This is a genomic window from Streptomyces sp. TAA204 (genome assembly GCF_000424965.1).
Genome location: NZ_AUKW01000004.1, coordinates 244,844 through 265,202, shown reverse-complemented (window position 1 = coordinate 265,202; position 20,359 = coordinate 244,844). Strand labels below are relative to the sequence as shown.

General features: G+C 71.3%; 17 protein-coding genes. 9 read left to right on the top strand and 8 right to left on the bottom strand.

Annotated elements, in window-relative coordinates; genetic code table 11:
- Positions 1-64 precede the first annotated feature (64 nt).
- On the top strand, positions 65-1,075 hold the full coding sequence (locus H343_RS0109475) for a 4-hydroxy-3-methylbut-2-enyl diphosphate reductase (protein WP_028430930.1): 1,011 nt from the start codon (positions 65-67) through the stop codon (positions 1,073-1,075).
- Between the two features lie 91 nt (positions 1,076-1,166).
- On the opposite strand, the gene H343_RS29835 is transcribed toward H343_RS0109475, so the two are convergent.
- On the bottom strand, positions 1,167-1,910 hold the full coding sequence (locus H343_RS29835) for a DUF6542 domain-containing protein (protein ID WP_051264872.1): 744 nt from the start codon (positions 1,908-1,910) through the stop codon (positions 1,167-1,169).
- Positions 1,911-2,106: 196 nt separating this feature from the next.
- On the opposite strand from H343_RS29835, the gene ychF reads away from it, so the two are divergent.
- Positions 2,107-3,195, top strand: coding sequence for a redox-regulated ATPase YchF (ychF, locus tag H343_RS0109465; protein WP_028430929.1), 1,089 nt, complete (start codon positions 2,107-2,109; stop codon positions 3,193-3,195).
- A gap of 220 nt (positions 3,196-3,415) precedes the next feature.
- Here the strand turns inward: ychF and H343_RS0109460 are convergent, their stop codons facing one another.
- The 5 genes from H343_RS0109460 to H343_RS0109440 all read right to left on the bottom strand — a co-directional run bounded on the left by H343_RS0109460 (position 3,416) and on the right by H343_RS0109440 (position 7,746).
- A complete protein-coding gene (locus H343_RS0109460; RefSeq protein WP_028430928.1) occupies positions 3,416-4,414 on the bottom strand; it encodes an ArsA family ATPase in 999 nt (332 codons plus the stop codon).
- Entirely contained in the window at positions 4,405-4,662 is a 258-nt protein-coding gene (locus H343_RS0109455; protein ID WP_028430927.1) for a cory-CC-star protein, read from the bottom strand. Before H343_RS0109455 ends, H343_RS0109460 begins: the two co-directional genes overlap by 10 nt.
- On the bottom strand, positions 4,659-6,359 hold the full coding sequence (locus H343_RS0109450; RefSeq protein WP_028430926.1) for a carbon starvation CstA family protein: 1,701 nt from the start codon (positions 6,357-6,359) through the stop codon (positions 4,659-4,661). The genes H343_RS0109455 and H343_RS0109450 overlap by 4 nt, the downstream gene beginning before the upstream one ends.
- A 560-nt stretch (positions 6,360-6,919) precedes the next feature.
- Positions 6,920-7,231, bottom strand: coding sequence for a hypothetical protein (locus tag H343_RS29830; RefSeq protein WP_037903116.1), 312 nt, complete (start codon positions 7,229-7,231; stop codon positions 6,920-6,922).
- Positions 7,228-7,746, bottom strand: a complete 519-nt coding sequence (locus H343_RS0109440) for a sigma-70 family RNA polymerase sigma factor (protein ID WP_028430925.1) — start codon at positions 7,744-7,746, stop codon at positions 7,228-7,230. The genes H343_RS29830 and H343_RS0109440 overlap by 4 nt, the downstream gene beginning before the upstream one ends.
- A gap of 646 nt (positions 7,747-8,392) precedes the next feature.
- Here H343_RS0109440 and H343_RS0109435 point away from each other — a divergent pair.
- The gene (locus H343_RS0109435; RefSeq protein ID WP_037903114.1) at positions 8,393-8,806 is read left to right on the top strand and encodes an SgcJ/EcaC family oxidoreductase; all 414 of its coding nucleotides are present in this window, start codon (positions 8,393-8,395) and stop codon (positions 8,804-8,806) included.
- 144 nt (positions 8,807-8,950) lie between these two features.
- Here the strand turns inward: H343_RS0109435 and H343_RS35255 are convergent, their stop codons facing one another.
- Positions 8,951-9,103, bottom strand: a complete 153-nt coding sequence (locus H343_RS35255) for a hypothetical protein (protein ID WP_158679539.1) — start codon at positions 9,101-9,103, stop codon at positions 8,951-8,953.
- A 416-nt stretch (positions 9,104-9,519) separates the two neighbouring features.
- Between H343_RS35255 and H343_RS29825 the strand changes: the two genes are divergently transcribed.
- From H343_RS29825 to H343_RS29820, 6 genes are all read left to right on the top strand, one after another.
- Entirely contained in the window at positions 9,520-10,848 is a 1,329-nt protein-coding gene (locus tag H343_RS29825) for an MFS transporter (RefSeq protein WP_051264870.1), read from the top strand.
- A gap of 246 nt (positions 10,849-11,094) precedes the next feature.
- On the top strand, positions 11,095-12,357 hold the full coding sequence (locus H343_RS0109420) for a saccharopine dehydrogenase NADP-binding domain-containing protein (RefSeq protein ID WP_028430923.1): 1,263 nt from the start codon (positions 11,095-11,097) through the stop codon (positions 12,355-12,357).
- A 269-nt stretch (positions 12,358-12,626) separates the two neighbouring features.
- Positions 12,627-13,379 carry a GntR family transcriptional regulator gene (locus H343_RS0109415; RefSeq protein WP_028430922.1) on the top strand — a complete coding sequence of 251 codons (753 nt, stop codon included), beginning with the start codon at positions 12,627-12,629 and terminating at the stop codon, positions 13,377-13,379.
- 102 nt (positions 13,380-13,481) lie between these two features.
- Positions 13,482-13,706, top strand: a complete 225-nt coding sequence (locus H343_RS0109410) for an SPOR domain-containing protein (protein ID WP_078505292.1) — start codon at positions 13,482-13,484, stop codon at positions 13,704-13,706.
- Positions 13,707-13,797: 91 nt separating this feature from the next.
- Entirely contained in the window at positions 13,798-16,251 is a 2,454-nt protein-coding gene (locus H343_RS0109405) for a SpoIIE family protein phosphatase (protein ID WP_486586837.1), read from the top strand.
- A gap of 302 nt (positions 16,252-16,553) precedes the next feature.
- Positions 16,554-18,350, top strand: coding sequence for a SpoIIE family protein phosphatase (locus H343_RS29820; RefSeq protein WP_078505290.1), 1,797 nt, complete (start codon positions 16,554-16,556; stop codon positions 18,348-18,350).
- A 131-nt stretch (positions 18,351-18,481) separates the two neighbouring features.
- Here the strand turns inward: H343_RS29820 and H343_RS0109395 are convergent, their stop codons facing one another.
- Complete coding sequence (locus H343_RS0109395; RefSeq protein WP_028430919.1) at positions 18,482-20,281, bottom strand: serine hydrolase; 1,800 nt, start codon at positions 20,279-20,281, stop codon at positions 18,482-18,484.
- Positions 20,282-20,359 lie beyond the last annotated feature (78 nt).

Genomic DNA, 20,359 nt, shown 5'->3' with positions numbered 1-20,359 from the left:
CGGAAAGAGTGGCGCCCGCAACGCGGCGCCCGTACGCCCGCCGGTACGCCCTTACGATGGACGCATGTCTGCAACGCCCTCCCGCCCGTCCGCCGCCGACACCCCCGGCGTACGCCGCCGGGTCCTCCTCGCCGCGCCCCGTGGCTACTGCGCGGGTGTGGACCGCGCCGTCATCGCCGTCGAGCAGGCCCTGGAGCAGTACGGCGCCCCGATCTACGTACGTCACGAGATCGTGCACAACAAGTACGTGGTGAAGTCCCTCGAGAAGAAGGGCGCGATCTTCGTCGAAGAGACGGAGGAGGTGCCCGAGGGCGAGATCGTGATCTTCTCCGCGCACGGTGTCGCCCCCGAGGTCCACCAGGAGGCCGAGCGCGGCAGGCTGGCGACCATCGACGCCACGTGCCCGCTCGTGACGAAGGTGCACAAGGAAGCCGTCCGCTACGCCAAGGAGGACTACGACATCCTCCTCATCGGCCACGAGGGCCACGAGGAGGTCATCGGCACCAGCGGCGAGGCACCGGAGCACATCACCCTCGTCGACGGTCCGCAGGACGTCTCCAACGTCGAGGTCCGCGACCCCGAGAAGGTCGTGTGGCTCTCCCAGACCACCCTTTCGGTCGACGAGACGATGGAGACCGTCGACGCACTCAAGGGCCGCTACCCCAATCTGCTCTCCCCGCCCAGCGACGACATCTGCTACGCCACGCAGAACCGGCAGACAGCGATCAAGCAGGTCGCAGCCGGCTCCGACTTCGTCCTCGTCGTGGGCTCCAAGAACTCCTCCAACTCCGTACGGCTGGTGGAGACCGCGATCGCCCACGGAGCCAAGGACGGCCGCCTCGTCGACAACGCCGACGAGATCGAGGAGTCCTGGCTCGAAGGAGTGACCACCGTCGGCCTCTCCTCCGGCGCCTCCGTCCCGGACGTCCTGGTCGACGGCGTGCTGGACTGGCTGGCCGCACACGGCTGGGAGGACGTGGAGATCGTGCAGCCCGTGGAGGAGCGCATGCAGTTCTCCCTGCCCAAGGAGCTGCGGCGTGACCTGCGCGCGGAGGCGGCCCGCAAGACGGGCTGACGGTCAGGACACCGTCGGCGGGACGGCCGGGCCGGGAGGAGACCCGCCCGGGCCGCGCCCGGCGCGGCCCCGGCGCGGGGAGGCGCAGGAGTCAGACGAGCCCGGCCTCGTCGTCGTCCAGCGCCTCCTCCAGCGCCCGGGCGCGCGACCGCTGCACGACCAGCGCCACCTTGCGTACGAGCACGATGAGCGTGGCGGTCAGCGTGCCCGCGTAGAGCCAGACCGCGTTGACGGCCAGTGCGGGGAAGAGGCTCGTCAGCCGGCCCGTGAAGCCCTCGGTGCCCGCGCCCCCGCTGATGAGGATGAGACCGGCGGTGAAGGCGAGCGGTACGGCGACCGGAGCGGTGAAGAGGTCGGCGGGCCGCACCCAGGCCGCACAGACCACGCAGACCACGATGAAGGCGCCCCCGTAGACGGTCGCCGAACTCTCCAGCAGCAGCCTGTCGGCCCCGCCGGCCAGCACCATCAGCAGGACGCCCAGAAGTCCGGTGCCCAGGGCGGTGAGCCGGGCGCGCGGAAGCCAGGAGAGGGCGCCGGTCAGCCGCGGGGGAATGAGCGGGAACCGGAGCTGCGCGTGGTAGAGGGCCGCGGTCTCCCGCCGTACCGCGTCAGGTTCGCGTCTGCGCCGGGGCTCACGAGGGGAGGGTGCGGGAGCGGCGAGCGGTGCCGCCGCCGGCCCCTGGGCCGCCGCCGCGGCCGCGGCGGCCCGCGGTTTCGACCCCTTCCGGCGCCGGGGACCGCGTCCCCGGCCTTGCCCCTGTGGCTGACCCTGCCCCTGCCCCTGCGCCTGACCGGGGCCTTTCCGGCCCGAATGCGCGCTGTGCTGCTGTTCCACGGCTCCAACGTAGGCCGCCTCACTGCCGATCACCCGGGACGGACACGCATTGGCCGTCAGTTCGAGCCGTAGACTGGTGGACCGGTCAGGCTGCCGGGGCTGTCCGCGGCCCGTGCCGGCCGATGTCACCGGCGCACCGGCCGGAGCCGCCGCAGGCTCGGACCACCGCCTCATACTCGCTACGGGAAGTCGTCACGTGTCGCTCACGATCGGAATCGTCGGCCTGCCGAACGTCGGCAAGTCGACCTTGTTCAACGCCCTGACCAAGAACGAGGTGCTGGCGGCCAACTATCCGTTCGCCACGATCGAGCCGAACGTCGGTGTGGTCGGGGTGCCCGACCCCCGGCTGGCCACGCTGGCCGGGATCTTCAGCTCGGAGAAGGTCCTGCCCGCCACCGTCGACTTCGTCGACATCGCGGGCATCGTGCGCGGGGCCAGCGAGGGCGAGGGCCTGGGCAACAAGTTCCTGGCGAACATCCGCGAGTCGGACGCCATCTGCCAGGTCATCCGCGCCTTCGACGACGACAACGTCGTACACGTCGACGGCAGGATCTCCCCGAAGGACGACATCGAGACGATCAACACCGAGCTGATCCTCGCCGACCTGCAGACCATCGAGAAGGTGCTGCCGCGGCTGGAGAAGGAAGCCCGGGTCAAGAAGGACAAGCAGCCCCAGGTCAAGGCCGTGCAGGAGGCGAAGGACATCCTCGAACAGGGCCGCACCCTCTTCTCGGCGGGCCTCGCCCAGGGCACCGAGGAGGCCGCGCCGCTGCACGAGCTGCACCTGCTGACGACCAAGCCCTTCATCTACGTCTTCAACCTCGACGAGGACGAGCTGACCGACGAATCCTTCAAGACCGACCAGCGCGCACTGGTCGCCCCGGCCGAGGCCGTCTTCCTCAACGCCAAGCTGGAGGCCGACCTCGCCGAGCTGGACGAGGAGGAGGCGATGGAACTCCTGCAGACCGTCGGTCAGCACGAGCCGGGCCTGGCCACCCTCGCCCGCGTCGGCTTCGACACCCTCGGCCTGCAGACGTACCTCACGGCGGGCCCGAAGGAGTCCCGGGCCTGGACGATCAAGAGGGGCGCCACCGCGCCCGAGGCCGCCGGGGTCATCCACACGGACTTCCAGCGCGGCTTCATCAAGGCGGAGGTCATCTCCTTCGACGACCTGGTCGCGGCCGGGTCGGTCGCCGAGGCCCGCTCCAAGGGCAAGGCCCGGATGGAGGGCAAGGAATACGTGATGCGCGACGGCGACGTGGTGGAGTTCCGCTTCAACGTGTAGCGAGCCACCTGACCCGTCGACACCGGGTCTCCATCCCTGGCCCGAGTTCCTTGGCGGAGGGAAGGAGACGCACAGGAACCTGACTTGTCGGGGGTGTTCCCCGGCGGGGAGGCGGACGGGGTTCGGCCACCGCGCAACAACTGGAGAAGGTGCGTTACTAACAACGATGTTACTAACATTACTGTTAGTAATGTTGCTGAGCCGGTGTTCGTTCCGGAACTCAGGAAGAGGAAGGGCCGAGCCGGTCGGCCAGCGCGGCGAGCGCCTCCGTTCCCGCCAGATCCCCGGGCAGCAGCGGCACTTCGAGCAGCGGTACGTCCGGGACCTGCTGCCGCAGCCGGACGAGGTGCTCGTCCTCCTGCCTCCGGCGCCCCGCGAGCAGGTCACCGGCGTCCGCCGGGGAACGTCGGTTGGCGACGAGGGCGGTCACGCCGACGCCGAGGCCGGTGAGTTTCTCGTACACCTCCATGGTCTCGGCGATCGGGAGCAGTTCGGCGGTCAGTACGACCACGAAGCCGGTCTGCGCCGGATCGGTCACCACCTCGCGCAGCAGGGAGAAGCGGTTGCGCCTGCGTACGAGGGTCCGGCGCAGTTCGGCGTCGCGGTCCGTCTCCTCTCCGCCGCCGAGACCGCGCACCGCGGCGCCGAACCGTTCCGACCGGTCACGGTTGGCGAGCAGGGTCTCGGTCCAGGAGGTGAGCTGCTCGGGCAGCGCGAGCAGCCGCAGCGTGTGGCCGGACGGGGCGGTGTCGAAGACGACCAGGTCGTACGACTCCTCCCCGATCTCCACCGCCTCGGCGATGCGCTCCAGCACCGCCGACTCGTGGGTGCCGGGCGCCTGCCGCGCCAGATCCAGGTGCTGGGCGGCCGGTGCGTGCATCCGTTCGGGGAGCAGCCGCCGCATCGTCCCGGCGACCGCGGACAGGTGCTGCTCGACGGTGCGCTCAGGATCGATCTCCAGCCCGTCGACGTGACCCGCCGTCCCGGTCCCCGCCCGTGGGGCGAGGTCTCCGGGTCCGGCGAGGCGCACGGGCTCGTCGCCCACGGGACGGCCCCAGAGGTGCCCGAGGTTGTGGGCCGGGTCGGTGGAGACCAGCAGCACGCGGGCGCCCGCCCCGGCACGGCCGAGGGCGAGCGCCGCTGCGATGGACGTCTTGCCGACCCCGCCCTTGCCGCCGACGAAGACGACCCTGCGCGAGGCGGCGAGTTCTAGCAGCACGCGACATGCTCCAGTGGCGAGCGGTCCATGCCCATCCGGCGGTGCCAGGCGTGGAAGTCCTCGTAGAGGGCGGGCATCAGCTCGGCGGTGTAGTACGCCGCCGGGTCGGGCACGCCCAGCGCTTCCGCGAGGACGACCATCCGGAAGAGGTCGTCCTCCTCGCGCCGTGCGCGGGCGAAGGTACGCCGGTAGGGACCGGCGTAGAACTCCTCCAGCCCGGCACGGAACGAGGCCCAGCGGGATGTCACCCCTTGACCTCGGCCTTCTCCGTCACATCGGCGTCAGGGGCCTCCGGCGCCTCCTGGGACGCCCGCCGCATCGCGACGACCGCCTCGAAGGCGACCCAAACTGCGGCGACGATGATGACGGCGTCGATGGCCAGCAGCAGCCAGTCCTGGGCGTCGTAGAGGTCGCCGAGTTGTGCGAGCGCGGCCCAGAACGCCATGACGAACACGATCGCGAGCGGCACCAGCGCAGGCGCCGGGTTGCGCCGCTTGCGGATCAGCATGACCGCGACGACGGACAGGGTCAGCGAGGCCAGCAGCTGGTTGCTGGTGCCGAACAGCGGCCAGATACGGAGGCCGCCGGCGCCCTCGGAGCCCTGGCTGAAGGTGAGTCCCATACCGGCTGCGAGCGCGATGAGGGTGCCGACGCCATTGTTGATCTTCACCTTGGCGACGTCGCCGGCCTCCTGGACGACGAAGCGCAGCAGGCGCACGCCGGTGTCCATGGTGGTGGCGGCGAACAGGATCGCCATGGTGGCCAGGATCGTAGAGCTCAGTGAGGCCGGGAGGCCCAGGCCGCTGTTGACGATCTCGCCGCCGCCCGTGACGAAGGCCCCGACGCCGCCCTCGCCGAAGGCGCCGTAGACGGCCTTCCAGTCGGCCAGGGTGCGGTAGCCCGCGACGGCGGCGATGATCGCGCCGAGCGCGAGCATGCCCTCGCCGACCGCGCCGAAGTAGCCGACGAAGCGTGCGTCGGTCTCCTTGTCCAGCTGCTTCGAGGTGGTGCCCGAGGAGACCATGCCGTGGAAGCCGGAGATCGCGCCGCACGCGACGGTGACGAAGAGCAGCGGCACGAGGTCCGGTGTGCCGGCGGGCACGGCGTCGTTGACGGCCGGGGCGACGATCGTCGGCGCGCTCAGCAGCACCGCGACGAAGAGGATGCCGAGTCCGACGAAGAGCTGGACGCCGTTGATGTAGTCACGCGGCTGGAGCAGCACCCACACCGGCAGCAGGGAGGCTATGCCCGCGTAGACGAAGAGGGCGACGATCCAGAAGGTCGCCGGGGACATGCCCAGGACCGGGTCGGGCAGCTCCACCGGGACGGCGTCGCCGAGGAGGATCAGACCGTAGAGCGCCGCGACGCCGACCACGGTGACCACGCCGAGGCTCATCCTGTAGCGGTAGACCGCTTGGCCGACCAGCAGCGCCACCGCGACCGCGCCCCAGGCGGGGATCACCGCCGTGGGGGTGGAGATCAGCAGGTCCTTGATGACCACCGCGAAGGCCGCGATCACCATCAGCAGCAGCAGGAAGATCACGACGAGGAACAGGTTCGCGCCCCGGCGGCCTATGTAGCGCCCGGAAAGCGTGCCCATCGAGCGGCCCTTGTTGCGCGCCGAGGCCCACAGGGCGCCCAGGTCGTGCATGCCCGCGAAGAAGACCGTGCCGAGGGTGACCCACAGGAACGCGGGCAGCCAGCCCCAGATCACGGCGATCGCCGGGCCGACGATCGGCGCTGCGCCCGCGACCGAGGTGAAGTGGTGACCCCACAGCACGAACCTGTTGGTCGGGACGTAGTCCACTCCGTCCCGCAGCTCGTGCGCGGGCGTCTTGAAGGAGGCGTCGAGCTTGAAGACCCGGTTGCCCAGGAACTTCGCGTAAAGGAGGTATCCGCCCGCGAACATCGCAAGGCCGATCAACATCAGCGGAACTGCATTCATTCGGGATGCCCTCTGGGTTCTGGGAGATGGAGCCGCCTGCCTGCACGGGATGTGCCCCTGGCAGGCGGACGGCGGGGGCGGTGGGAGCGTGGTCGTAATCGACCGGGGGAGGACGGGCGCAGGAACGGGCGGCCGGGCGCATCCCGGTACGGCTCGGCGGCATGCCGGGACACTGCGTTCCGAGTCCGGGCGGCGACCGTGCCGCGGCAGCGGCAGAACCTGCCCATCACGGTCACACGCACCTTGCCGAAGCCCTCGGCCGAGGTCTCGCCCTGCGTGTGTCCGTATCCGCTGTCTGCCACTGGTGCCCCTTACCTCCGGCACGGATGCCGCGGGCCGGCCGCCCGGCGGTCTGCTCAAGAGTTGTCGAGGGGCCCGATTCGGTTGACAGGAGATTTCCGCGAGTTTTCGGGCGGCAGGCCCCGGCGTGCGTCATCAGATCCGGTCGCGCGCCCGCACAGCCACCCGTCGGCCCCCGCCGGTACGGCTGCCGGCCGGGCGCCGTCCGCCGGTTCACCGGCCGGGCTCGGACGTGGGCTCAGCGCCGGAGAGACGCGGGGTCAGCGCCGGGGAAGGGAGCCGGTCCGGTCGGCGGGCTGCGATTTGCCGGTGGACGGCCTGTCGCCGAAGATCACTCCGGGCCTCGTTGGCGGCCGGTTGAGCACCCACAGTCCGATCCGGGTGGCAACGGTGAAGACCACGGTGATCAGCGCTGCGAGGACGAGACGGCGTTGCCGTTCTCTGCGCCGCCAGTCGCCGTGCGCCGCGCGGTAGGCACCGGGTGCGGGCCGTACGCCCTCGGCGAAGGCTTCGAGCGCGTCCTGGAGCTGTTCCTCGGTGCAAGGGACGGGGGGCGGGGGGAGGTTGCTCATCGTCGCGCCTCCAGCGCCTGGGTGAGGGCGGCTGTTCCGCGGGCGGTGTGCGTCTTGACCGAACCGGAGGAGATGCCCATGGTCTGTGCTATCTCCGCCTCCTTGAGTCCGAGCCAGTGGCGCAGAACCAGCGCCTCGCGCTGCCGTGACGGGAGCCGCTGCAACGCGGAGACCAGCGCCTGCTGGTCGTCGTGGAGGATCGCCGAGGTCTCCGCGGACGCCACCGGGTCGACAGGGGCTTCGACGTGCTTGCGTGCTGCCTGCAGGTGCCGTATCCGCATCCGGGTCAGGTTGCAGACGACCGAGCGCAGATAGGCCTCGGCGGAGTCGGCGGCGCGTAGTTTGCGCCATTTGCGATATATCTGGTAATAGGCTTCGGCCACGATGTTCTCCGGGTCGTCGGCGCCGAGCAGGGTGGCCAGACGGAGCATCGACGCATAGTGCAGATCGAACAGCCGTGCGACAGCGGCCTCGCGGTCCAGGTCCTCGCGGTCCAGGTCCTCGGGGGCGCTCATGGGCTGAGCCCCGTCCCCGGAGTCACCGTCCCCGGACTCCCCGTACGCGGGATCCCGGTCCGTACGGTCAGCGCGGGCGCCCGCCCCGGCCAGCGCAGGCGGCTCATGGGGTCGTGACCGCGCTGCGGTGGGGTGGGCGCCGGGTCTGGTCCGTTTCATGAACTGCTCGCTCCCCCCTCGGGGCGATGCCTGACGGTCAGGCAGGACGTCGGCGCTGTGGTGTCCGCACTGCGGGGTGTGCCGATACCGTCCAGCGCCGCGGTGACGGTCACGGCGACCGCGAGGTTGAGCACGAGGGCAGCGAGACCAGCGTAGACCGCCGGCTCGTGTCCGCCGAGGCCGGACGGCGCGACGGGGAGAAGCCCTCGTGCACGACCAGGCCGCTGACGGCGCGGAGAAGTCCCTCGGTCCCTTGCTGCCGCTGTTGTGCAGCGTTGGCGATCAGCCGGCGACCCAGTTGCGTGCACCGCACCGCCACGCCTTGAGCGTGAACTCGCCGAGGAGCCGGAGGCGTACGTATTCAGGGCTGCGACCATGGTCCCGCCCTCGAACTCATCCGGCCGAGAGCACCGCCGCGATACCCAGGGCGAGGCCACTCCCCGCGGGGAGAACGCCTGAAGTTGAACCGTCACATCAGGAGCACAGGATGACCGACCGGCCGAGCGGCCAAGGCGCTCTGTCCCAGCAGCGGGACTCACGACGTATAGAGGAGATCTTCACGGAGCTGGAGAACGCATTCCGCGAGGCCGACGCCGCGGGATTCGACGCCCGGTTCACCGAGGACGTCGTTTTCACGGCTGTGAACGGCGCGCGCTTCGTAGGCTGGGACGACCTCCACGCCTATCACCGTGAGCGCCTTGCGGTTCCGACGGATGGCATCCGCACCTGGTACGAAATCGAGCGGGTCACCTTTCCGGCCCCGGACGTCGCCATGGTTTTCTTCCGGCAACCGATCGAGACAGCAGGCACCGAACGCGTCAACGTGGGCACCTGGGTCCTGGTGAGGCGGGACGGGGACTGGTGGATCTGTGCCGGGCAGAACACCGGTGTCGCCGTTTGATGAGCGGAGCGGCCCGCATCCGGGCCAGGAACGGTGGGATTGATCCGTTTGGCGGACACCGTTGAGCGGGGGTCAGGCTGCGGAAGGGCGCCGTGTGGGCTGCGGCCGGGCTGGGCCAGGGCCGGCCGCCGGGCAGATCGTTCTTCAGGTGGCGAAGAAGGACCCAGCGAGGGCGTTGTCCCAGTACCGCCCGGGGCGTCCACCGGACAGTCGGACGTTCGACCGGGCTGCCGGAGCGGCGAGTTCGCCGCTGGTGTTCTGACAGCCACGATCGAGCCCTTCGGGAATCGTGATCATGACTCCCTGGTACGCGGCTTGACCGCTGTACTCAGTACCGTCCCGGACATTGAGCTGGTCGCGGTCTCGCTGCGGGGCGGCCGACCGACCTCGTAGGTGCCCGGATGCCCCGACAGCCGCCCACGCCCTTACTCGGCGAATCCGCCGACGCCGTCGCCGCGCACATGGCCCGGCGGGTACAGGATCTGCGCGGCGAGGCGGTGGATCAAGCACCGGAAAGCTCAGGGGAAGGGGAGCAACTCCCGGATTCGCAGGGGCCCGTGGGTGCATCACGTCGTCCGCCGCCCGGATCTTCGAGACGTCCTCGGGCGGTGCCGGGCGGATGACACAGTGGACGGGGCCCGTCGTTCAGCTGTCCGGCGGGACGTTCACCACCGTGTCCACCGGCGGCGTGTGGACAGAGGGGGAGTCGCCAGGTGCGCTCCGAGCACGTCCCCGTTCCCACCCGGCTGCGGCGCGCACGGCTCGCCGTGTCGGCGATCTTCTTCGTGCACGGCGCGGTCTTCGCCTCCTGGGCGGCGCGCGTTCCGTCGGTGAAGGACGATCTTCACCTGTCCGCGGGGGTGCTGGGCCTCGTACTGGCCGGTCCCGGCGTGGGAGCTCTCGCCGGCAGCCAGGCAGGCGGACTGCTGGTGCACCGGCTCGGGAGCCGCGCGGTGAGCGCGCTCGCCCCGGTGGGTCTCAGCGTTCCTCTGGGCCTGATCCCGGCGGCGGACTCCGCCTGGCCGCTGCTGGTACTGCTGTTGCTGCTCGGCGCGGCCGACGGATGCACCTCGGTCGCGATGAACGCCCAGGCAGTCGTCGTGCAGCACCGGTACGGACGTACGGTCATGAACTCCATGCACGCCATCCGCAGCATGGGCGCGGTGGCGGGCGGCCTGGCGGGAGTCGCCACCGCCGGCCTGGGGCTGGACCTGACGACGCAGTTCGTGCTGATGGCCGTGGTGCTCGGCGTCATATCGGCGCTCGCGGCCTGCGGCCTCCCACCGGACGGGCAGCGGGGCGAGCCGCCGGATCGGCAGCAGGGCGAGCAGCCGGGGGAGGCAGCGCGTTTCCGGGAGGAGCCCACCGGCCGGCCCCCTGCTTCCCCCGCTCCGGACCTCGGCGAACCCCCGCAGACGAACAGCCGGTCCCTTGTGCTGCTGCTTGCGGTGATGACCTTCCTCGCCTCTCTCGTGGAGGACGCACCGGCGTCCTGGAGCGGCGTCTATCTGCGGCAGGTGGGAGCCGATGCCGCGCTGGCCGCCGCCGGCTATGCCGCCTTCTCGGCCGGGGGCGTCGTCACGCGGCTGCTCAACGACCGGCTCGTGAACCGGCTGGGGTGGGTGCGCCTGATCCGCGCCGGGACGCTGTGCTGCGCGGCCGCACTCACCGTCGCCCTGCTGCTGGGCCACCCCCTCGTGATGCTGGCGGCGCTCGTGGTCGCGGGTGCGGGGATCAGCGCCGTCTTCCCCGGCGCGTTCACGGCGGCGGGGGCACTTCCGCATCCGGCCCTGGCGATGGGGCAGGTCGGCTTCGCGGGCAATCTGGGCTGGCTGCTGGTCTCGCCGGTCATCGGGGGCCTGGCGACTGTCGTCGGACTGCCCGCCGCGCTGGGCGTTCTGGCGCTCGCCGCGGTGACCATCGCGCTGCTCGCCCCGGTCACCGGTCCGGGGACGTCCCGGCATCCCGGTGAGCGGGAGGCCGTTCGGCCGGGCGGGCCCGGCGCCGGCCGGTACCGGGAGGGCGGGGAGGGCGCACGCTGAGGCCGTCCGCCACCGTGACCCGACGCGGTACGGGCCATGGCCCGTGCGCGGAGGCCCGCGGCGTCTCGCCGAGCCGCCCACGCCGCCCGCCACCGGCCGGGCGGCCCCGTACGCCGGCACCACGCCGCCCCGGGAGATGATTGACCGTCCCGCACGGGCGAGGCGGCCCGTCGGCCCTCCGGGCAGGGGGCGGCCCCCGCCGCCCCGGGGGACGTTCGACCACTGCTTCGCCGGAAGGACCCCGCCATGACTGACACCGGCCCCCGTCCCCGCGTCCGCGACCTCGACGTCGTCGTGTACGGCGCGACCGGCTTCGTCGGCGCCCTCGTCGCCCGCCACCTCGAGCGGACCGCGCCGGAGGGCACCCGGATCGCGCTGGCCGGACGCAGCGAGGAGAAGCTCTCCGCGCTCCGCGGCAGTCTCGGCGAACGCGCCCGCGACTGGCCCCTGTTCGTGGCGGAGGCGGGCGACCGCCCCGCCCTGGAGAAGATCGCCGGCGCCGCCCACGTGGTCATCACCACGGTCGGGCCCTACGTCGAGTACGGCCGTACGCTCGTCGGCGTCTGCGCCCGGGCCGGCACGGACTACGTCGATCTGTGCGGCGAGGCCCTCTTCGTCCGCGAGAGCATCGACGCCCACCACGGGACGGCGTCCTCCACGGGGGCCCGCATCGTCCACGCCTGCGGTTTCGACTCCGTTCCCTCCGACATCAACGTGCATACGCTCCACGAGAGGGTCCGCGCCGACGGCGCCGGCGAACTCGCGGAGACCATCTCGGTCCTCACCGCCGTCAGCGGCGGTGTCAGCGGCGGCACGATCGACTCGGTGCGGCGGCAGGTCGACACCATGAGGAAGGACCGTCAGGCGCGCCGGCTCGCGATGGACCCCTACACGCTCAGCCCCGACCGTGCCGCCGAGCCCGATGCCGGCCGCCAGAGCGACCTCGTCCTGGGCAGCGCCCGCAAGGCCGGCACCCCGCTGCGCGGCACGCTCGCCCCGTTTCCCATGGCTCCCTTCAACAACCGCGTCGTCCGCCGCAGCGACGCCCTGCGTGGCCACGCCTACGGCAGCCGTTTCCGCTACCGCGAGGCGATGAGTGCCGGCCGCTCCCCGCTCTCGCCGCTCTTCGCGGCCGGAGTGGCCGGGGCGCTGGGCGCCGTTCTGGCCGGCCTGAGCTTTCCCCCCACGCGCCGTCTGCTGGACAGGGTCCTGCCCAAGCCCGGTGAGGGGCCCGGCCCGCGGACCCGGGAGAAGGGGCACTTCACCTTCGACACCTTCACCGTCACCACGACCGGTGCCCGCTACGCCGTACGTTTCCGGGCACAGGGCGATCCCGGCTACAGCGCGACGGCCGTGATGCTCGGCGAGTCCGCTCTCGCCCTCGTGCACGACCGGGCTGCGCTGCCCGCCGCGGCAGGTGGTGTGCTCACGCCCGCGACCGCCCTCGGTGACGCTCTCACGGAGCGGTTGCGGGCCGCCGGCGTGACAGTCGACGCCCGGGCGCTGTGAGCGGGCTCTGCGGCTGCGGCGGCTGCGGCGGCTGCGGCGGGGGCTCCCGCGGAAGCTCCCGCGGGGGAGGTCCGAGCCGGGGAATGTGGACGCTTGGAGATGGTGTGTGGAGGCCCTGAGCAGCTACTCATCACTTCGAGTGAATCTTTGGGCGTAAGTTGCGGGCGGCAACCGTGAGTTGCCAAGCTGTTGCCCATTGTCAACCTGGCTACTTGTCGGGGCGAGTTCCGGCTCCTCGCCGGAGTCGTGTCACGACGGGAGGGCAGCCCATGCCGTTCGGTGAACAGCCCGCTTATCTGCGCGTGGCCGGGGATCTGCGACAGAAGATCGTCGGTGGTGATCTGCCGCCGCACACCCGGCTGCCCTCCCAGGCCAGAATCCGCGCGGAGTACGGCGTCTCCGACACCGTCGCCCTGGAGGCGCGCAAGGTGCTCATGGCCGAAGGGCTCGTCGAGGGCCGTTCCGGCTCGGGGACCTACGTCCGTGAGCATGCGGTCCCGCGCCGCGTCTCCCGAACCGGCTACCGCGCGCTCGGTGAGTCCTCACCCTTCCGGCAGGAGCAGTCCGACGAGGACGTGAAGGGCACCTGGGAGTCGCACAGCGAGCAGGAGGACGCGAGCCCGCTCACGGCGGAACGGCTGCGTATCGAGCCGGGCGAGCGCGTGATGCGCACCCGGTATCTCTTCCGTGTGGAGGGTGAGCCCTCGATGCTCTCCACCTCCTGGGAGCCGCTGTCCGTCACCGGGCGTACGCCCGTGGTGCTGCCCGAGGACGGCCCGCTGGGCGGCAAGGGTGTGGTGGAGCGGATGGCCGCCATCGACGTCGTGGTGGACAACGTCGTCGAGGAGGTCGGCGCGCGGCCGGGTCTCGCCGAGGAGATGACCGAACTGGGGGGCGTGCCGGGGCTGGCGGTGCTGGTGGTCACCCGTACGTTCTTCGCGGGCGGGCGGGCCGTCGAGACGGCGGACGTGGTCGTGCCGGCGGACCGCTTCCGTGTCTCGTACCACCTGCCGGTGAAGTAGCGGGCGCCTGCCACGTTCCCCGTGGGAACGCATGGCCGAAATCGATGTCTCGTTGTGCCAAGTCGAATGCGCTGAGTGAGGGCCGGGCGTAAGCTCCGGCATATGCGAAGCGTGAGTGGTGACGGCGACGCCGTGCTGCCGTGGCACGTCATACGTGAGGACGGCGACGGCAATCGCTACCGGGTGGGCAGTTACGCCACCCGCACGGAGGCACAGCGGGTCGCCGACCGGCTCGGGGGGAGTGGAGGGGGCGGGGATGAAGCCGGAGGCGGTCACGGCAGCTATCTGGTCGAGCCCCTGGAGCGTGCGAGCGGCGAGTACGCCTGACTGAGCCCAAAATCGGGTATATGGACTTATTCGGTCCAGCCCGCCCGGAACGGCCGGGCGGTCAGCTACCCGATCAGGGACGTGGGCGGTGGTGAGCACAGGACCCTCCGAGGGAGTGGCCTCGATCCTCGACACCCTCCGGGTCGGAACCGTCATGCTCGACGGGGACGGACGAATCCTGCTCTGGAACCCGATGACGGAGGAGATCCTCGGCTGGCGAGCCGAGCAGGTCGTGGGCTGCCGCATCCAGGACTTCCTCCAGGACGGATACGACGAGGGAGAGCACAGGCGCGACGCGGCCCTGCGGCGTGAACGCCGCTGGCGGGGCACGATGAACATCCTGCACAGCGCCGGTCACCGGGTCCTGGTCGAGGGCCGCGTCTCCCTCCTGTACGACACCGCGGCCCACCCCGTCATCCTCGCCAACATCGTCGAGACGAGCCGGATCCGCTCCGTCGAGCACGACCTGGCGGCTCTCGACGCGCTCTTCGAGTCCTCCCCGCTGGGCATCGCCGTCTTCGACAACGACAAGCGCTACATCCGCGTCAACGAGGCTCTCGCCCGGCTCGATCAGCTCTCCGTGGAGGAGCATCTCGGCAGGACCGTCTACGAGGTGCTGCCCTCCTGGATGGCCGAGGAGGTCTCGACCGTCCAGTCGACCGTGCTGGAGACGGGCCGCCCCGTCGTCGACGTGGTGATGCCCGCACCGGAGGGACGTCCGGGCTCGCGCTCCGTCTCCTACAGCCGCCTCACCAGCGACAAGGGCGAGGTGCTCGGCGTCAGCTGCGTGTTCATGGACATCACCGAGCGGCGGGAGGCGCTGGAGAAGATCGAGGCCGCGCGGGAGCGGCTGGCCCTGCTCGACGACGTCGGCGTCGGGCTCGCGGACCGGTTCGACGTGACCGCCATCTCGCAGGCCCTCGCCTCCAGCCTCGTCCCGCGCCTCGCCGACTACGCGGGCGTGATGCTCATCGGTGCCGCCGCGCACGGCGGAGACCTGCCCGACATCGAACTGCTCACCGGTACCCCGCTCTTCCAGCTCGGCGTCGCCGCACGTGACGAAGGGCCGACCGTGACCCGCATGCTGCGCGTCGGGCAGGACGTCCCTTTCCTCGCGGACTCCTTCTTCGGCCGCACCCTGGCCAGCGGAGTCCCCCATCTGGCGTCGTCGCCGAGGGAGTTGCTCGCCGCCACGTATCCCGGCGATCCCAAGATGCAGGCGGCGCTCGATCTGAACATCCACTCACTGATGGCGCTGCCGCTGCGGGCGCGGGGCGTCGTGCTCGGCCTCCTCGTCGTCAGCCGTGCCGAGGGCCGCGAGCAGTTCGGCCGCGACGACATAGCCCTGGCCATGGAGCTGGCCGACCGGGCCGGTATCTCGCTCGACAACGCCCGCCTCTACGCCCGTGAGCGCGCGGGGGCGTTGATGCTCCAGCGCAGTCTGCTGCCGCAGAAGGTCCCCGAGCCGCCCGGCGTGCGCGTCGCCTACCGGTACGTGCCCGGAAGCAGCGGCACCGAGGTCGGCGGGGACTGGTTCGACGTCATCCCGCTGGCCGGCGGCCGGGTCGCCTTCGTCGTGGGGGACGTGATGGGGCACGGGCTGCACGCGGCCGTGACGATGGGCCGGCTGCGCACGGCGGTCCGTACGCTCGCCGGGCTCGACCTGTCGCCCGACGAGCTGCTCCGGCGAGTCAACGACCTCGCCGACGACTTCGTCCAGAGCACCGACGATCCCCTCATCGCCACCTGCGTCTACGCCGTCTACGACCCTTCGACGCGGCGGTGCAGCATGGCCAAGGCCGGCCACCCGCCGCCCCTGCTGCTCACCGAGACCGTCGAGGGCGGCTGGGAGGCGCACGCGTTGGACCTGCCCTCGGGTGCGCCGCTCGGGGTGGGTGGCGTCCCCTTCGAGTCCTTCGAACTCGACGTGGTGGAGGGCTCGGTGCTCGTTCTCTACTCCGACGGGCTCATCGAGTCGCGGGGCGAGGACATCACCGAGGGCATCGACCGTCTGTGCGCGATGCTCTCGGGCGGCCCCGGCGAGGATGACACGGACATCCCCGTCACCCTGGAGGAGGCCTGCGACGGCGTCATCGAGGACCTCGACGGGCGGACGTCCTCCCAACCCAACGACGACGTCGCCCTGTTGATGGCGAAGCTGGGCGGGCTGCCCCAGGGCAGCGCCGCCTCCTGGACGTTCCCGGCCGAGAGCTACGCCGTACGCCGGGCACGGGAGGTCGTACGGCGGACGCTGCGCGAGTGGGGGCTGGAGGCGCTGGAGGACGCGAGCGTGCTGCTCGTCAGCGAACTGGTCACCAACTCCATGCGGTACGCGCACGGTCCGATCGGCGTCCGTATGGTGCGCGGCGCTTCACTGCTCGTCGAGGTCTCCGACCCGCTCCCCGACCCGCCGCGGGAGCGCAGCGCCCTGCCCGACGACGAGGGCGGCCGCGGCATCCGGCTCGTGGCGCGGGAGGCGCGCCGCTGGGGCACGCGGCACGGACCGATGGGTAAGACCGTCTGGTTCGAACTCGCCCTTCCCTGAACGGGTTTCGAGGGGCGCACGGCTGCTCACCCGTCCAGCGCGCCTTGTTGCGGCCCGCATCTCTGCTCCTGCTGTGCGCCCTCGCACAAAATGGTTCGAACAGGCCCGGCCGGGTTAGGAGTCTGGTGTCCCTGCAGATGACAGGGGGGACTGCACGGAGGTGTGAGGCCGCACGGGTTGTTGTCCGGAGCGACAGTAACCGCACAAAATCGCGCGGCGATCGGGAAGAGCGTGTTCCGGGTGCCCTACTCCTGCCACACTGCTCAGAACCGGTGCCACACTGGTCACGGGAAGGGGCGGCGTTGAGCGATATCCCAGTGGAGGCGGCAGGCAAGCCGGACGACGTACGCCGCGCTCTCGCTCTCCTCAACGCGGCGGGCGCCCGTATCGGTAATTCGCTCGACCTGGAGACCACCGCCCGGGAGCTGCTGGACGTGGGCGTTCCGCAGTTCTGCGATCTCGCGTCCGTCGACCTGTACGGAGAAGTCCTCGCGGGCGACGAGCCGCCGCCCGTCGGTCCGGGCGACGGCAGCGGTGAGCTGCGCCGCGTCGGGTTCGCCAGCTCGGTGTCCGAGGCACCTCCGTCGCTGACCCGTGACGGGCAGACGGGCACGACCACTTCGAGCCCGGTCACCGTGGGCGCGACCCATTGCTATCCCTTCCACACTCCCTGCGCCAACGCGCTGCGCACCGGACGCGTACAGCACATCGCGGGTCAGGACGGCACGATCCCGGTCCAGTTCGGCGCCATCGTGCAGTCGACGCTGGCCGTGCCGATGGTCGCCCGTGACCGTGTGCTCGGACTCGTGCAGTTCTCCCGGGTCAAGGGCAGCGAACCGTTCGGGGAACGGGACGCCGCCCTCGCCGCCGAACTGGCCTCCCGCGCCGCGGTGTGCATCGACAACGCCCGCCTCTACCGCAGAGAGCACGAACGGGCCCTGATCCTCCAGCGCAGCCTGCTCCCGCCCGGTGACCCGGAGGCCGCCGGGCTGGACATCGCCTGCCGGTACCTGCCCGGCAACCCGGCCACCGAGGTCGGCGGGGACTGGTTCGACGTGGTCGAACTGCCCGGGCACCGCACGGCCGTCGTCGTCGGCGACGTGATGGGACGAGGGCTGCGGGCCGCCGTCGCCATGGGCGAACTGCGCACCGCCGTACGGACGTTGGCCTTGACGACCGACATGGAGCCCGCAGAGGTGCTGGGCGCCCTGGACGAGATAGCCCGCGGCCTGGGGGACACGCCCGGCTCGCAGCGCGGCGGCGGCGACGACCTGTCGGAGGTCTACCTCGCCACATGCATCTTCGCCGTCTACGACCCCGTCTCCCGCCGCTGCACGATCGCCAACGCCGGCCACCTTCCGCCCGTACTCGTCGAACCGGACGAGCCGGCGCTGATGCTGGAGGTACCCAAGGGTGTCCCGCTCGGCGTGGGCGGCGAGCCGTTCGAGGAGATCGAGATAGATCTGCCGGACGGCGCGATGATCGCGCTCTACACGGACGGGCTCGTCGAATCCCGCGAACACCCCATCGACGAGGGCCTCGGCGCGTTGCGCGCGACCCTCACCGACGCCACCGAATCGCTGGAGAACGTCGCCGACCGGGTGCTGACCACGCTCGACGTCCACCACGGTGAGGACGACATAGCCCTTCTGGTGGCCCGTGTGCAGGGCCTGCCGGACGGCGCCGTGGGGGACTGGACGCTCTCGGCCGAGCCCCGCTCCGTCGCCCGCGCCCGCGAGCTGACCCGTGATCAGCTCACCGCATGGGACCTGGACGGCCTGGCCGACACGGCCGAGCTGCTCGTCAGCGAACTGGTGACGAACGCACTGCGCCACGGCAAGGGCGACATACGCCTGCGGCTGCTGCTGGACCGTACGCTCGTGTGCGAGGTCTGGGACTCCGGACTGGTCCAGCCCCGTCGCCGCCGCGCCCAGGTGACCGACGAGGGCGGCAGGGGACTGCAGTTGGTGGGGCTGCTGAGCACGGGGTGGGGCAGCAGGCGTACGCACCGGGGAAAGACCGTCTGGTTCGAACTCGACCGCCCCGGGCGGGACTCCAAACCGGCCGATCCGACAGAGGCGCTGCTCAGCCTGTTCTGAGCGCTGAGTGCTGAGCCCGGAGTCCTGCGCCCGGAGGCCCGCGCCCTGCGCCCGGAAGCCCCGCAGCGCGAGGCCCCGGGCGGCGGGCGGCTCCACGGCAGCGACCCGGGAGGGCCGCGACCCTCCGCTGCTCAGTTCTCGGAGAGCTTCCAGCCCTCGGCGCGGATACGGGCGTTGTCCCGCGGCCGGACACTCATGAAGACGGGACGGCCGTCGTCCAGAACACGGATGTCGTCCACGTAGACGCCCCTGCCCTGCTGGTCCTCGTCCGTGGCACTGCGCCAGCGCACAGCCGTCACCCCGTCGGGCAGCTTCCCCTCGGCGCGCAGCCACCGGCGTCCGGAGAATCCCGAGAACTCGCCCTCGTTCTCCCAGCGGTGCTCCGCAGCCCGCAGCCGCAGAGGCACCGCGCGCCAGTCGGCACCCTCACCGGCAGCGTCGTCCGTCGTGGCCTCCACCGTGCAGACGTCGGACGGCTCCGTGTCGTACCACAGCCGGAAGCGCAGCGAGGCGTCGTCCTTCACGGCGCGCTTCAGCGGGACCTGGAGCGTGCCGGTGCTCTCGTCGCGCTGCCCGGAGTACCAGGCGGCAGGTGAGACGGCGGGACGCACGGGCACGGCGCGTGCCAGATGCCGTGCCGGAGCGCGGCGGTAGACGCTCTCGGTACCCCAGTCGCGGGTTGGGTGCACCCGGTTGGCCATCAGCACGAAGAGGGTGCCCTCGATCGGGTCGGCCACCAGACACGGACCGGTGAAGCCGGTGTGGCCGAAGGTGACGGGCGAGGACATGGCGTCCATGTAGAAGCGCTGGTCGAGCTGCCAGCCCAGGCCGCGTGCGGCCTCGGCGCCCATGCCCGGGTTCTGGTTGGTGAGCATGGCGCGCACCCACTTCTCGCCGAGTACCCGGTGGCCCCCGTAGGTGCCGCCGTTGAGCACCATCTGACCGAAGACGGCCAGGTCGCGGGCCGTGGAGAAGACTCCGGCGTGACCGGCCACGCCACCCAGGTAGTACGCCTTCTCGTCGTGCACGGAACCGCGCACCATGCCGCGTCCGGTCCACGGCATGTACTCGGTCGCGGCGATCCGGTCCAGCTTGGAGGCCGGAGGGTTGAACCCGGTGTCGTCCATCCCCAGGGGTCCGGTGATCAGCCGGGCGACCAGGTCGTCGAAGCCTTCGCCGGTGACCTCCTCCAGGAGACGGGCCGCGGTGATGAGATTGAGGTCGGAGTAGGCGTACTCCTCACCCGGTGCGCTCTGGAGCGGCTCCTTGAACACGGCGGCGAAGCGAGCGTCGTTGTCCGGGTAGGGCTCCAGGTCCATGTCGGGCTTCATGCCCGAGGTGTGGCTGACCAGCTGCCGTACCACGATGGGGGACTTGGCGGGGTCGCTCTGGTCGAACGCCGGCAGGTACTCCGCCACCCGGGCGTCGAGGTCGAGGGTGCCCTCTTCGGCCTGGCTCACCAGCACGACCGAGGTGAACAGCTTCGAGACGGACGCCACGTCGAAGATCGTGTCCTCGCGCATGGACACCCACTCCCCGCGCGGCAGCTCCTCCGCCGTGCCCGCCGCCTCGTCCCAGCTCGCGTAGCGCAGCGCGTGACCCCGTGCGGCGTGCTCCACGACGACGCCGTCCTTCGCGGCGAGCAGCACGAATCCCGGGTGCGAGGGGGTGGGCCGTCCGGGGCCCGGGCGCATGTACCTCTCCGCCGCGGGGACCATGCGCTCGACCTGGTCGCGCAGCAGTCCCGCGCGGCCGGGACTGCCCGGACGCAGCTTGCGTGGCCGGAAACGGAGGTCCTCGGGTGTCACGGTGGGCGGCCCGGCCTTGCTCACGGCGAAGGGGGAGGCCGCGAGGGCCGGGGCGGAACTGGGACCGATCCCGGCGGCCACGGCGAGGCTGCCCGCGGTCCCGAGGAAGTGCCGACGTCTCATCGTGGTTCCCCTGCGCTGGTACGGACGGTCTGGAAGGTCTGGCGGTACGGACGTATGCGTGCCGGTCACAGGGCGCAC